Raw genomic sequence first — 13,516 nt, forward strand, 5'->3', positions numbered from 1 at the left:
TGGTGCTGCCTGAACCACGTTAAATATAATATTGAATATGAGGATAGTCAGTTATGTTTACTGAATCTGTCGCGTTGCGACCTGCGATCCAGTCTGTTGCCGAGAAGTGGTTTCGCATTTATCAGGCTCGACCCGGTGCTAGCCAGCGTATTATTTTGCTGCCACATGCTGGTGGCTCTGCCAGTTTCTTCAGGCATTGGAGCACCGCCTTTCCAGATTCCATAGAAGTGGTTTCAGTTCAGTATCCTGGCCGGGAAGCGCGTATTAATGATGCTTTGATTGATTCCATGCCCGAGCTGGTAGCCCAGTTAAGTGAAGGCTTGGAAGAAGTACTGGACAAACCTTATGTGCTTTTCGGTCACAGTATGGGTGGGGCCGTCGCTTACGAATTGTATCTGGCACTGCTGCGTCAAAAATTACCCTTACCAACGCATTTAGTGATTTCTGCTATTGAAGCCCCAACGCGCCGTCATGTTGGCGATTTACACAAGCAAAGTGATAAAGCCTTGATGACTGAGTTAAAAAAACTTGATGGTTCCCAAGTCAATCTGGCGGACTACCCGGAACTGGCAGAAATTGTATTGCCATTAATGCGTAACGATTATCAATTGATAGAGACCTATCAACCTGTGCTGCCAACAACGCCGCTTAACTGCCCGATTACTGTCATGACTGGTGATTCCGATACAGAGTTAAATCCAGGCGATGCAGATGCCTGGCAGGCAGAGACAACAGCCAACTTCAGACTACTCAGTTTTAAAGGCGGTCATTTTTATCTAAGGCCAGAGCAACAAGCGGTTGTTCGCGCCTTGACCAAAATTTGTCATCAGACACAAGGCGCTGGTTCACGTCAGCTTTATCTGCCCTGATGATCCATTTGAGAGCATTATTTTACCGATCTGGGTAGCGCCGTATTCAGATTTAACGGATGTTAGTAGGTTTTGATTGGTTGATTCTTTAGGAGACAAGCATGCGTTTATCCAAGGCCATATTGCTATCCGTGATGCCCTTGTGGTTTAGTCTCTCCGCGCATAGTGCCGACTACCCGTTGACCATTACCGATGATCGGGGCAAACAGGTGACCTTTAACGCCCAGCCAGAGTCGATTGCCTCTATCTCCGCATTTGGGGCTGATCTGTTGGCAGCACTGGGAAAACAGGCAACCGGTATGTCAACGCTGAATCATCAGCAGTCAGCTTTTCTGGGGGATACGATTAACGATATGGTTGATCTGGGGGAAATCCATGAAACCAATATGGAGTTACTCACCGAACTTAATCCGGATCTGACCATTGGTATTCGTACCTATACCGAGCCATTTGAAAAAAAATTTGAAGAAATAGGCAAGTTTCTAGCTTTTGATCTGGTGACCTATGCTGATTCGGTTGAAAGCGTCGAGGCTGTCAGCGCTGCACTCGGCGAAGCGGATAAAGGCAAACAACTGAATGCCGAGTTTGCTGACAGTTTGAAAGCCCATCAAGCGAAAGCGCCTGGTCGTCCCAGTGTGGTTTTTTTATGGCATTGGGCCGATGTACCTTATGGCTTTTATAATCATCATTTAACCATGGAAATCGTCTCTGCTTTACAGGCACATAACGCTATCGGCGACAGTCCACAACCCGATGTTCAGCCACTGGATTCCGCACCAGTTTCTATGGAAACCCTATTGCAGCTTGATCCGGACATTATCGTCTCCTTCAAAGGTGATGCCGGTCCAATCCAGAATCACCCTGTCTGGCATCGGTTAAGTGCGGTTAAAAATGGTCGTGCTTATCGTGTCGGTGATCAATATGTCATGCCACACGGCCCCATTGCCCGGGATATGATTTTGCGTGAGCTGGCTTATCTGTTCTATCCGGATCACTTTCCAGAACCGGCTGATATCCCTGCTGCTGCCCGTGCAACCGCAATGACTTTTACCGAGAATTAATCAAAGTCGATCCTAACGCTCATCATGGCCGTGCCATCTGCTCCTGCTGATACCCCTTTTCTGACCTTGCTGCCAGTTGTTCTGGTGGCCGTTTTGGTCATTTTCTTATCCGGGCTGGGTGCATTGCTGCTCGGCGATTTTGATCTGGACTTCGTAACCCTGATGCAAATTTTGTCAGTCCGCAGTCATTCAACTCTGGATTTTGTTGTCTGGGAGTTGCGCTTTCCGCGTTACATTGTTGCCATTCTTGCCGGTTCGGCATTGGCCATGGCGGGCACAATTGTCCAATCCATCACACGTAATCCGCTAGGTTCACCCAGTTTGATGGGGGTGACCTCTGGTGCCGCATTCGCGATTGTCATCAGTTTTGTCATTTTTACCTTTGATACCTCAAGTCGACTGGTATTCGGCACACTCGGCGGCATGCTGGCGGCCTCTTTAACTTTTGCACTGGCCTGGAAAACACAGTTAAACCCGATTAATTTAACGTTAGCCGGCATGAGCATTTCCCTATTCTTTATGGCTGCTATCACGGTGATGCTGGTTTCCGCTGATGCCGATGCGAGAGGTATTTATTATTGGCTTACTGGCAGTCTGGCAAACCTGACATGGCAACATGTTCAGCTGTTATACCCGTACGTGATTGCCGGTTTAATTATTGGAGTTGGTTTTGCCCGTCCGCTCAATCTGTTAATGCTTGATGAACAAGTTGCGCATTCGCTGGGCCTGGCAATACAGTGGTGGCGGCTGGCATTGGGTATCGTTGCTGTCGTCCTGACCGCGGCAACTGTCGCTGTTGCTGGGCCAATCAGTTTTGTTGGTTTAATCGCCCCGCATCTGTCTCGTTTTGCCTTGGGTATGCCTGCCGCGAATAATCATCGTTTTGTCTTACCGCTGTCGGCGTTGATTGGCGCTGCGCTGGTCAGTAGTGCCGATTTACTGGCCAAATTTCAGGAAGTGCCTGTTGGCATACTTTGTATTCTGATTGGCGGCCCGTTATTTGTTGTGCTGATTCGGCGGCAACCTCAGTGAGTCGTTCAAGCTATTGGCCAAAAGTGTGCTCTGCGGTTTGCCGATATCTCAGAGGACAGCTTGGACAGCACCGCTTTACAGCCGTATTGAGTCTCCTGATAAGCCTGCTTGTGGTACTGGTAATCAGTTCTCTTTTAATGGGATCAGCTTCATTAACGCCGCAGCAGGTTTATAGTGGGTTGTTTGATGGGCAAATTGGCAACACGGCCTACGACGTGTTGTGGAATTTGCGTCTGCCGCGCACCCTGCTGGCTGTTTTGGTTGGTGTCCATTTTGCGCTCGCCGGTTTGATCTTACAGGCGGTGATTCGAAATCCACTGGCTGATCCCAGTGTCATCGGCGTGTCTGGTGGCGCCAGCCTGATGATCGTCATCTTTTTGTTAGTTGCAGATATCATCAACGGCACCTTATTTTCAGGTAAAACGGTGGTGTCGTTAACGTGGCTGCCTTTTGCCGCACTTTTGGGCGGCTTGCTGACAGCGGCGCTGGTACTCAGCCTGTCCAAACGTTCTGGTATGAATCCCACCAAATTAGCGCTTAATGGGGTGGCCGTGGGTGCCATACTGAACGCGGCCGTGATGTGGACTATTCTGGCATGGGGTGGCGGTCGCACTGAAACCAGTATTCTTTGGCTGGCTGGCAGTTTTTATGGTCGTGACTTTAGCCATGTCTATACCATACTGCCCTGGACGGTACTGGGATTATTGGCATTGTGCCTTGTTCAACGGCCCTTGGCGCTGCTGCGATTTAATGATGATCTGGCACATTCTCTCGGCTTATCTGTTTTTCAGTGGCGGATTATTACCATCAGCATTGCCGTCGCATTAGCCGCCAGTGCCACTGCGGTCGCTGGCCCGGTTGGTTTTGTCGGTTTAATCGTTCCCCATCTGGCACGCCTACTGGTTGGCAATCAACTTTCACATTTAACGATCAGCACCTTGCTGCTGGGCGGTTGTTTGACGCTGGGCGCCGATATTCTGAGTCGTATCTTGGTGCATCCGCTGGAATTGCCTGCCGGGGCACTGACAACGCTGATTGGCATCCCGGTGCTGCTCTTTTTATTACAACGCCAAAGCAGGGAAAGCTAATGCTTGAAACCCGCCATCTCTCGTTATCCTACCAGGATAAGGTCGTGATTCCGTCGACCTCACTGCAATTTGAATCCAGCAAAATCCATTGTCTGATTGGTCCCAACGGTTGTGGCAAATCGACGTTATTACGTGGCTTGGCGGGTTTACTCATGCCACTGGCTGGCAACGTTCTGCTGGATAACCGCGATATTGGTCGGTGGCGACGCAAAGCGCTGGCACAACGTCTGGCACTATTACCGCAAAACCCGATTGCCCCTGAAGGTATTTCGGTTAAGCAACTGGTCAGTCATGGCCGCTTTCCCTATCAAGGTTTGTTTCGACAAAATAGTCAAGAGGATATTGATGCTGTGGACTGGGCACTGGATGCCACCGCCATGGCACCGTTACAACACCGCCTCTTTCAAACACTGTCTGGAGGGGAACGCCAACGTGCCTGGATTGCACTGGCATTGGCACAACAATCCGATATTTTACTGTTGGATGAACCCACTACCTACCTCGATATTGGTCATCAACTAGAAGTACTGAATCTGCTCGAAAAGCTGAATCAGCATCATCAGATAACCATCATTATGGTGTTGCACGATATCAATCAGGCAAGCCAATACGCCGACCGAATCCTTGCGATGCGTGCGGGTCAGATCGTTGCTGATAACCCGCCGTTGGACCTCATGCATTCGGCGTTAATACAGACTGTTTTTGGCGTGAATGTCGAATTTATTACTCGTCAACATGGCGATAAAACTTATCGGCACAGTTTACCACTGCCTTCAGCCAGCAAAAATCACACACCGGAATAACCCGGTCATCACAGGTAAGACAAGTCATGCAACTCACCATCAAAAATATTTCAAAGACTTACTCAAATGGCGTTCATGCCCTGAAACAGGTCAATCTGACTATTGGTCAGGGTATGTTTGGTCTGCTTGGTCCCAATGGCGCTGGAAAAAGCAGCATTATACGTACCTTGGCAACCTTGCAAGAACCCGATGAGGGCGAGATTTTATTTGATGGTTGGAACATTTTAAAAAATCCACAGAAATTTCGGCGACTGCTGGGCTATTTACCTCAGGATTTTGGTGTCTACCCCAATGCTAGTGCCGTCGAACTACTGAATTATTTTGCCCGCTTAAAAGGCTTTACTGATGCCAGAAAACGACAGCAACAAGTCCATTATTTACTGGATCTGGTGAACCTCACCAGCGCCAGAAACAAAAATGTGGATACGTTCTCAGGCGGGATGCGTCAACGCTTTGGGATTGCCCAGACACTGATTTCAGATCCCAAAGTCATTATTGTCGATGAACCCACGGCGGGCCTTGATCCGGCTGAACGAAACCGTTTTTACGGTATTTTGCACCGTTTGGGCGATCAAGCGATTGTCATCCTCTCAACTCACATCGTTGGCGATGTGACCAATCTGTGCAGGGACATGGCTATTCTCAGCCAAGGGCAAATTCTGGCCAGAGGGGTTCCGGCTACATTGATTGCAGACATTGAAGGCCAACTCTGGCGCAAGACGGTCACCCCTGAACAGTTGGAACACTATCGCGGCAAATACAAGGTTATTGCCACCCGCCTCCAGCAAGGTGAGGTTCAGGTGATTATTCAATCCCAGGATAACCCCGGCGAAGGCTTTATCCCTAAAGCAGCTGACCTGGAAGATTTTTATTTCAGCTATATCCCCGAGCTCGCTATTTAAGGACAGAAGACGCGCATGTTTAAGAGCAGTTTTTTATTTGAGCTCAGATATCGCCTGACTTCCATCGGCACTTGGGTGTGTTTTCTGGCGTTATTTCTGATGGCTTATCGAGAAATGCTGGCTGGGGAATGGGATGTGTTAATCCAAAGTGGCCGAGTTGCCAGAAACGCGCCTTACACCGTTTACTACCTGTTTATGTATTACACCTTTTGGGCAGCGACCGTTGGCAGTGCCCTTATGTTGCCAACGTTATTGCGAGATTTGAAATCTGGCTCGGCTGAGCTGCTTTACAGCTATCCTATCAACAGTAAATCGTATTTTTTGGGTAAATATCTGGCCAGTATGTTGATATTTATTTTGGTCATGAGTTCGGTTGCGGCTGCGTTTATTACCATGCCATGGGTAACCACTACGCTTGGCACCCATGATCCTGCCGATTACATTGCAACACCCTGGGCGCATATTGGCCACGCTTTTTTGATCTGGGTGTTGCCTGCCTGTTTCGTCTATGGCTCACTCACTATCGCCTTGACGGCGATAACTGGTCGCAATGGACCGGTTTACGCCATGATGATGCTTGCCGTCGGTCTGTTTGTCATGATCACCGCCATTTATGGTGATGGTGCACCACAATCCACACTGGTCCAGGTTCTGGATCCGCTGGGTAAAGTGACGGTTGAAGGCCAAATCTATTACTGGACGGCTGAAGAACGCATGCAACGGTTCCTGTCTCTTGAAGGTGCACTGTTGCAAAACCGCCTGCTTTACATCGGCTTAGCAGCCGTATTTTTAATCCTGGCGCTATGGCGATTTGATCTCAGAAAACTATTAGAAAGAGCAAAACACCGAGGGGCTAAACAGACAAAAGAGCCCATACAAGATGCAGACACGCCGGCGGTTTTTCTCGCACCGCGTAGTATCCATTTTGACACGCTGACAGCGGCGAACTGGCATTATTGGCTTCAGCACGCGCTGATCTCTGGCTATCAGGCCTTTGCCATCATCTTTAAAAACAAAGCTTTTTATCTGTCGATGTTAACGTTAATCGCCATGTTGGTCTTGGCTGGTTTTTCTTATGAATCGACTGATTTTGAGGGCACTGGCAAGTTATTGCCCAAAGTCTTCATTCTGATGCCTGCATTGATTTATCCCAGCCTGATATTTACCTTGGTTGCCGCTGCATTTTTCTCGATTGAGTTGTTTGACCGGGAGCGGAATTATCGTCTTAATCAACTGGTTGAGTCCTGTCCGGTGCCTACGTGGTCTTTGTTTTTGACCAAATTGATTGGTGCCGTGCTCATGGCCGCCACGCTCGCTTTGATACCTGGCTTATCTGTTCTAATCATTCAATTCGGTCAGGGCTTTTTTGACACTAACTGGCTAATGATGGGCCACATCACCTTTTTGGTGTTACTGCCATTAATGCTGGCCTATGTGTTAATTGCATTATTTAGCTACGCGCTATTTCAAAATAAAGCATTGGCACAAGCAGTCGCCATCATCATCTGCATCACACCCGCGATTTTCAATGAATTAAAAACCGTTGAAAACTTCATGCTGTTATGGGCTTGGCCCTTTTTTGTTCAATTATCTGACTTTGATGCCAGTGGCCAATTTTTGCAGCGTAATCTTCGGTTTTCCGTGTATTGGTTGTCGCTGTATGCGGCTTTGATAATGATCGCTTATTGGCTGTGGCCAAGGGGTACAGCTGCCCCCTTTGCCATTCGTCTCAAGCAAAGTGCAAACCGATTGGGTACTGTCAGTGTGTCACTGGCGCTTCTGTTTACGGGTATTTTTGGCTGGAGTGCCTTTTCAATACACCGTGACATGGTGGTAAACAATAATTACCAAAGCAGTCAGCAAGCACAGGCAGATCAGGCTGATTACGAAAAAAAATATGGCCCTACGCGACGGGTGCTACAACCCAAAATCGTCTTTGCCGATCTCAAGGTTGATCTGTATCCTGCTGACCGGCAGGCCAAATATGCTGCCGATCTCACCTTGATGAACCTTTACACCACGCCCATAGAAGCGTTAACGCTCAATTATGCTGAGTTCACGCAAATCCTCTTGGCAACTTATGATGAACAACCGCTTCAGGCAACGCAGCATGATTTAACCCATCGACGGCTGGTGTATCCACTGCCGTCACCGCTGCGTCCCGGCGAGCAGGCGACCTTAAACCTGCAACTTGATGCGACCTATCACAATTTCAGTAATGCAGAGTTTGATTATCACGGTACTATCGTGCTGGATGGCAGTTATTTTGCTCACACCATGTGGCCAACTTTTGGCTATATCCGGGATCGAGAGCTGACAACAGCGGGTCTCAGAAAAATCTACCAACTTGGCGAACGTCAGCCTTTACCCAGCCATGATAAGGCTGCTCTGGTTTCTGCTCTCATTGATTCTGATGATGCCAACCTCATAAATAGTCGGATCCAAATCAGCACCGCAGTCAATCAACGCGCGCTTACCCCCGGCACTGCAGCGTTTGATAACGGAACAGCCTGTCAGGTTAAAGCGCAACGTCAAGTTTGTATGTATGAAAACAGGCAAGTCACGCCGTGGCATCTGCCAATGGTATCCGGCCGTTACCAACTCACCAGCGCAAGCTGGCAGCCAGACAATGGCGATCCGCCGGTTCAAATTGAAATCTATGCACATCCGGCGCATCACTACAACGTACAGCGCATGATCGATGCGGCCAAACTGGCCTTGTCAGCAGGCACTGAACAATGGGGAACCTTCCCCTACCAACAACTTCGCATCGCCGAAATTCCCAACGGCATGGCTGAAACGCAGGTGAGTGGCAATCTCGTTATTATCCCGGAAAAACAGGCCTGGCTGAATGACAAGCGACCGTCAGCAACGTCAGACTGGATAACTTATCAAATAACACGGGATATCAGTCGTATCTGGTGGCAGCAAATCGCTGTCGCCGCACTGCAAGGCCATCAACTTATCACGCAGGCTATTCCCGCAGTTGAGGGACTTCGGGCACTTGAACACAAATTTGGCCAACCAGCCAGTACCGACTTTATTGATCAAATCAGTGATGCGTATTTACGGCAACGGACCACTGAAGATCAACAGGAAGCGGCCGTCAGGTACCTTGATGATGAAGCGTATGCCAACCACAAGGCAACACTCTCTCTGTTTTCTGCCTACAAACTGCTGGGGCAAGATGCCTATCATCAGCTGTTAAAACGATTTTACTCGTCACACCGGCAACTGAGCTCAGCCCCATTTACCAATAGCGGCGCCCTGGTAAAACAACTTCTCAGTCAAGCCAAAGCGGCGCAGAGAAAGCAACTCGATCCCTTGTTTCATGACAGCCGTTTTTATGACTTTCAGATAGAGCAAACCGACATTTCACCCCGAAATCAAGGCCGCTACCGGGTTCAGGCAACCTTCTCGGCCACCCAATATCGCTATCTGAATGGAAAAGATGTTGCGGCTGAATACAACGGCTTTGTTCGCGTACAGATAACATCCCAAAAACCTAATTCGCCGCTTCTTTTTGACCAGCTTGTCCAATTCGAACATGGCCGCGCATTCATAAATATCGAACTGGAGTATGAACCCGCGGCCATCTTGATAAACCCGGACAGACAACTGCTGGAGAGAAGTCCGAGCAATAACGCACGACCGTTATAGCGTGATAAAGACCAATTAACTTAACCCCAAAATCAGGAATAGTAATGTGAGTGAGACAGCGCCCCTTAATAAACTGGAACTCGTTGACTATATTCGAACACTAGCCCCTTTTATTGAGCACATTGATGCACAGGATAATCTACTGGAAAGCGGGCTGGATTCAATGCATATCCTGCAGTTGGTAAATTACTGCCGCGCCAAAGGCAGTAAAGTCACCTTTACTCAATTGATTGTCTCGCCCACGCTGGCCGACTGGCAAACCCTCATCTGCCAGTAACAACGCCTTTCTTTTTCAGACTGACATCATTCACTTCAATTGACAGGCACAGCTATGCTTAGCAACTTTAAAAATCAACAAATTTCCAAACTGGATGCCTCCATGGTGCGTTGTGGCATCACGTTTATTTTTGCCTATCGTTTCTCCGGTAGCATCGATCCGGATTTGCTGGAAGAGAGTGTCAATACCCTCTTGAGTCAAGTGCCTCGGTTGCAGAAAAAAATGGTTTTATTGGAAAAATATCGAGGCCAGTGGCAAACACCAAACTTCATCAAACCGTTATTTTCAATTGATGACAACGCCGTACTGGATGAGGTACTGAGTATGGCCTATCAAAATGTGGGCATGACAAGTGAGGATCCGAAAGTCCCCCCAATGCATTTCACCCTGTGTCTTGAACCGACTCAGCCGACGCAGTTCATTATTTTACAAACCGGAAAACACAGTTATTGCGACGGCAAATCCGCAACGATGATGTTTAATCACGTTATTACTTTCTACAACGCATTATTGACCGATGATAAACAAGCACAACAAACCACCATAGATGCGGTCAGCGCACTGACCTCGCCGACGCCAGATGACGTGTTTGCATTACGCAAACAAACACAGCCTATAATCGAAATTAGTCGCTGGCAACATATCAAGAATATCGCCCGATTAATGACTTACAAAGTGTCTGATAAAGCGCAGCATAGTACCTCACACAAACAGTTACCGAATCAATTTAAACAATTTCAACAAACCTCAGCCACGCCATTAGTGCAGCGTTTCGATATGTCGAGCCTCATTGATTATGCAAATCAACACTGTCCGGATGTATCACCAAACAACTTGATTTGTGCCTTGATTGCCAAAGCAACCTATGCCGTTAATCGCAAATTCAAGAATCAACCAACCGCGTATCAAATCAGTTTCCGCATGATGATCGATATTTTTAATGCACCAATGCGCAAACGTTTTATCGGTAATTACATTGCTTACCTGCCAGTGACCGTAGATGCACGTATGCCATTGATGAGCATCGCAGATCGTATTAATGATCGACTTTTTAACGCGCGGTTAAAGCGAGAAGATATCAGCATGTACAAACTGCTGGAATTTGCGCTTGGCAGTGGTATGGCCAATAAAACCAACGATCCGGTTTCGTATATTATTGCCAATATCGATAATATTACGTTAAATCACAACCCCACATTAATGCAGGGTGCGACGTATTTAAAAACGGACGTCACCGCTAATTCTGTCCCACAAGACCTGGGGGGAGCTCAGCTCAACAATCGCCCGACACTTTGCTTTAATCTCAGCAAAGAAAATCTATTAATGATCAGTTTTTTCAATACCGTGACCAACCCGCTAGCCGGTCAACAACTGCTTGAAAGTGTTGCTGCCGAGCTCGACAGCCTGGACCTGACGGATGCGGAAAGTGTCACGGTGGCTCATATTTAAACGTTTTTTGCTTAATTTTTGTGAACTCTATCCAGAATGGGGCGGAAAAAACCCTTTATGGGTAGTGCCCACTAGCAGTGCACCGGAAAATGGGGATTACGTTATATCTCAAACAAAATGGAAATCAATTGATATGAAATCGCCCACAAAACGAGGATTTAGCCCCAAACCGCGACTACTTAGCTCGCTAATGCTGCTGAGTCTGACAACAGGCAGTGCATTCGCTAACACTGAAGCTGACGACGAAAATACCAGCGCATTGGAAACCTTTGTTGTGACCGCAGAAAAGCGGGAAGACAAAGTGTTGGAAATCCCCTCCAGTATTTCTGTGATGACTAGCGATACCATTGAAGATGCCGGTATTGAATCTTTAACTGAAATCAGTCAATACGTGCCCAACCTGCATAACTTTACCTGGGGTGGCCGTCGCGATAGTAATATCTTTATTCGTGGCATTGGTCCAGGCCTGTTTACCGATCCTACTGTTGGCTTTTACGTTGATGGTGTCAATTATACCAGTAACGGTATGTTCGATATGGATCTGCTTAATATCGAGCGTATTGAGGTGTTGCGTGGCCCACAAGGCACACTTTATGGCGGCAACTCATTAGCGGGTGTCATTAATATCGTCACCAAACAACCGACAAACCGCACTGAAGGACGGGCGTCAATTTCAACTGACAGCCTCCATCAACACCGTTTTCTCGGTAACTTCAGCACTCCTTTGGTGGAAGACAGCCTGTTTTTTGGTGGCGCCATCTCAGCCTTAAAATCTGATGGTTATATCGATAACACCTTCAATGGCGATGATTACGGTGCACGCGAAGATTACAGTGGCCGTGGCACATTACGCTGGTTTGCAACCGATCGCCTGGAAGCCACCTTGGCAATGAATTTTGAAAAATTCCGTGGTGATTCCTATGCCTTTGGCCCGGCAGCCGCTATTGAGGATGATCCTGATGAAATTAGCAATGACTTTGATGGCGTTGATGAACGCGATTCATTTGGCACAGCATTAACCCTGGACTGGGCGGGAGATAATGTTGACATCACCTCTATTACCAGTTGGCAGCAATGGGATGGTTTAAATAGTGCCGACCAAGATGCCGGCAGTATGCCAGGATTCTCCTTTACCAGTACCACTGAAGAAGAGCATCAACAAATTAGCCAAGAGCTTCGCTTTGCATCGAATCATGATCATTGGATTGACTGGCTGTTTGGGCTTTACGCTTACAAGAGTGAGTTTGATGTCGACAGCGTGAACGTTTCTGATTTCACTGCTTTTGGACAAGGTGGTCCGTACATTGATGCGACTGCTTCTAAACGTGAAAACACAGGATATGCTGCTTTTGGTCAGTTAGACTTTGCTCTTACCGATAGACTAACCCTAACCACAGGGCTTCGTGTAGATCACGAAGAACGTGAAGCAACCGTCAAAATCAACGGCGAATCCAGTGGTACCTTCGCGACCTTTAGCGGTGACGATGATTTTAATGAGTTGCTGCCAAAAGTTGCTTTATCGTACCTGACTGAGAATAACAGCTTGATTTACGGTTCTATCAGTAAGGGGTATCGCGCAGGTGGCTTCGATACACTCTATCCTAACCTGGAAAATCCAACCTATGACTCTGAAAGCAGCATCAATTATGAAGTGGGTTTCAAGAGTCGCTTTCTGGATGACCGGCTTGAGTTAAGCAGTGCTCTCTTCCTGATTGATATTGATGATCAGCAAGTTCAGCAATTACTGTCTTCAGGCACCATCATCACTGACAATGCTGCATCAAGTCGAAGCCAGGGTGTTGAATTGGAGCTGCGCTTTAAACCTGCCGATGGCTGGTTGATTTCCTTAGCGGGTAATTATACGGATGCGACTTTTGATGATTATCAAGGTATTAATCTCGCCACGTTTGCACCTGAGGATTACTCGGATAACAAGTTACCGAATGCACCGAAATTTACCGCAAACTTGTCGATACAAAACCGCCGCCCTCTGGGCAATGGGCTGACCTTGTTTACCCGTATCGATAACCAGTACATCGACTCTTACTATTTCGATGCGCCAAATGCCCTTAAACAAGATGCCTACAACCTGGTTAATGCCAGAATTGGTGTTGAATCACATAACTGGAGTGCTTACTTGTGGGTGAAAAATGCCTTGGATGAGTACTACTCTAAAGCCGAGTTTGAATTTGGCTTTGGTCCAACCGCTGAAGCAGGTGACCCACGCTCATTTGGTATCACAGTGGCAACCACTTTTTAAGTAACTTGTTATCCGTGCTGCTCCGCTACTTCGGGAGCAGCACGGATAGCCTCACATCATTTGCACCACGTTTTTCCATACCGACATCTTTAAATTAAACCTATTCCAAACTAAA

10 protein-coding genes are annotated in these 13,516 nt (G+C 47.6%); all 10 read left to right on the forward strand.

All coding sequences use genetic code 11. The features are described from left to right. The first annotated feature begins 53 nt into the window (after positions 1 to 53). Entirely contained in the window at positions 54 to 869 is an 816-nt protein-coding gene (locus Q7C_RS01865; RefSeq protein ID WP_014703012.1) for a thioesterase II family protein, read from the forward strand. 101 nt (positions 870 to 970) lie between these two features. Further along, positions 971 to 1,930, forward strand: a complete 960-nt coding sequence (locus tag Q7C_RS01870) for an ABC transporter substrate-binding protein (RefSeq protein ID WP_014703013.1) — start codon at positions 971 to 973, stop codon at positions 1,928 to 1,930. A 24-nt stretch (positions 1,931 to 1,954) separates the two neighbouring features. Beyond that, complete coding sequence (locus Q7C_RS01875) at positions 1,955 to 2,962, forward strand: FecCD family ABC transporter permease (protein ID WP_014703014.1); 1,008 nt, start codon at positions 1,955 to 1,957, stop codon at positions 2,960 to 2,962. Between the two features lie 110 nt (positions 2,963 to 3,072). Beyond that, positions 3,073 to 4,050 (forward strand): FecCD family ABC transporter permease, encoded by a 978-nt coding sequence (locus tag Q7C_RS01880; RefSeq protein WP_274377659.1) that lies wholly within the window; start codon positions 3,073 to 3,075, stop codon positions 4,048 to 4,050. Then, entirely contained in the window at positions 4,050 to 4,853 is an 804-nt protein-coding gene (locus tag Q7C_RS01885; RefSeq protein WP_014703016.1) for an ABC transporter ATP-binding protein, read from the forward strand. The genes Q7C_RS01880 and Q7C_RS01885 overlap by 1 nt, the downstream gene beginning before the upstream one ends. Positions 4,854 to 4,879: 26 nt before the next feature. Beyond that, the gene (locus Q7C_RS01890; RefSeq protein ID WP_014703017.1) at positions 4,880 to 5,755 is read left to right on the forward strand and encodes an ABC transporter ATP-binding protein; all 876 of its coding nucleotides are present in this window, start codon (positions 4,880 to 4,882) and stop codon (positions 5,753 to 5,755) included. A 15-nt stretch (positions 5,756 to 5,770) separates the two neighbouring features. Beyond that, positions 5,771 to 9,415, forward strand: coding sequence for an ABC transporter permease (locus Q7C_RS01895; RefSeq protein WP_014703018.1), 3,645 nt, complete (start codon positions 5,771 to 5,773; stop codon positions 9,413 to 9,415). Positions 9,416 to 9,461: 46 nt separating this feature from the next. Next, positions 9,462 to 9,692, forward strand: a complete 231-nt coding sequence (locus Q7C_RS01900; protein WP_014703019.1) for a phosphopantetheine-binding protein — start codon at positions 9,462 to 9,464, stop codon at positions 9,690 to 9,692. 54 nt (positions 9,693 to 9,746) lie between these two features. Beyond that, complete coding sequence (locus Q7C_RS01905; protein ID WP_014703020.1) at positions 9,747 to 11,141, forward strand: hypothetical protein; 1,395 nt, start codon at positions 9,747 to 9,749, stop codon at positions 11,139 to 11,141. 133 nt (positions 11,142 to 11,274) lie between these two features. Continuing rightward, positions 11,275 to 13,401 (forward strand): TonB-dependent receptor, encoded by a 2,127-nt coding sequence (locus Q7C_RS01910; protein ID WP_014703021.1) that lies wholly within the window; start codon positions 11,275 to 11,277, stop codon positions 13,399 to 13,401. Positions 13,402 to 13,516 lie beyond the last annotated feature (115 nt).

The sequence above is a fragment of the Methylophaga frappieri genome (assembly GCF_000260965.1).
Lineage (GTDB): Bacteria > Pseudomonadota > Gammaproteobacteria > Nitrosococcales > Methylophagaceae > Methylophaga > Methylophaga frappieri.

Excerpts from the sequence above, each read along its gene's own strand:
- Q7C_RS01895 (WP_014703018.1), top strand. The coding sequence starts at position 5,771 with ATGTTTAAGAGCAGTTTTTTATTTGAGCTCAGATATCGCCTGACTTCC.
- Q7C_RS01905 (WP_014703020.1), top strand. The coding sequence starts at position 9,747 with ATGCTTAGCAACTTTAAAAATCAACAAATTTCCAAACTGGATGCCTCC.
- Q7C_RS01870 (WP_014703013.1), top strand. The coding sequence starts at position 971 with ATGCGTTTATCCAAGGCCATATTGCTATCCGTGATGCCCTTGTGGTTT.
- Q7C_RS01865 (WP_014703012.1), top strand. The coding sequence starts at position 54 with ATGTTTACTGAATCTGTCGCGTTGCGACCTGCGATCCAGTCTGTTGCC.
- Q7C_RS01875 (WP_014703014.1), top strand. The coding sequence starts at position 1,955 with ATGGCCGTGCCATCTGCTCCTGCTGATACCCCTTTTCTGACCTTGCTG.
- Q7C_RS01890 (WP_014703017.1), top strand. The coding sequence starts at position 4,880 with ATGCAACTCACCATCAAAAATATTTCAAAGACTTACTCAAATGGCGTT.
- Q7C_RS01885 (WP_014703016.1), top strand. The coding sequence starts at position 4,050 with ATGCTTGAAACCCGCCATCTCTCGTTATCCTACCAGGATAAGGTCGTG.
- Q7C_RS01910 (WP_014703021.1), top strand. The coding sequence starts at position 11,275 with ATGAAATCGCCCACAAAACGAGGATTTAGCCCCAAACCGCGACTACTT.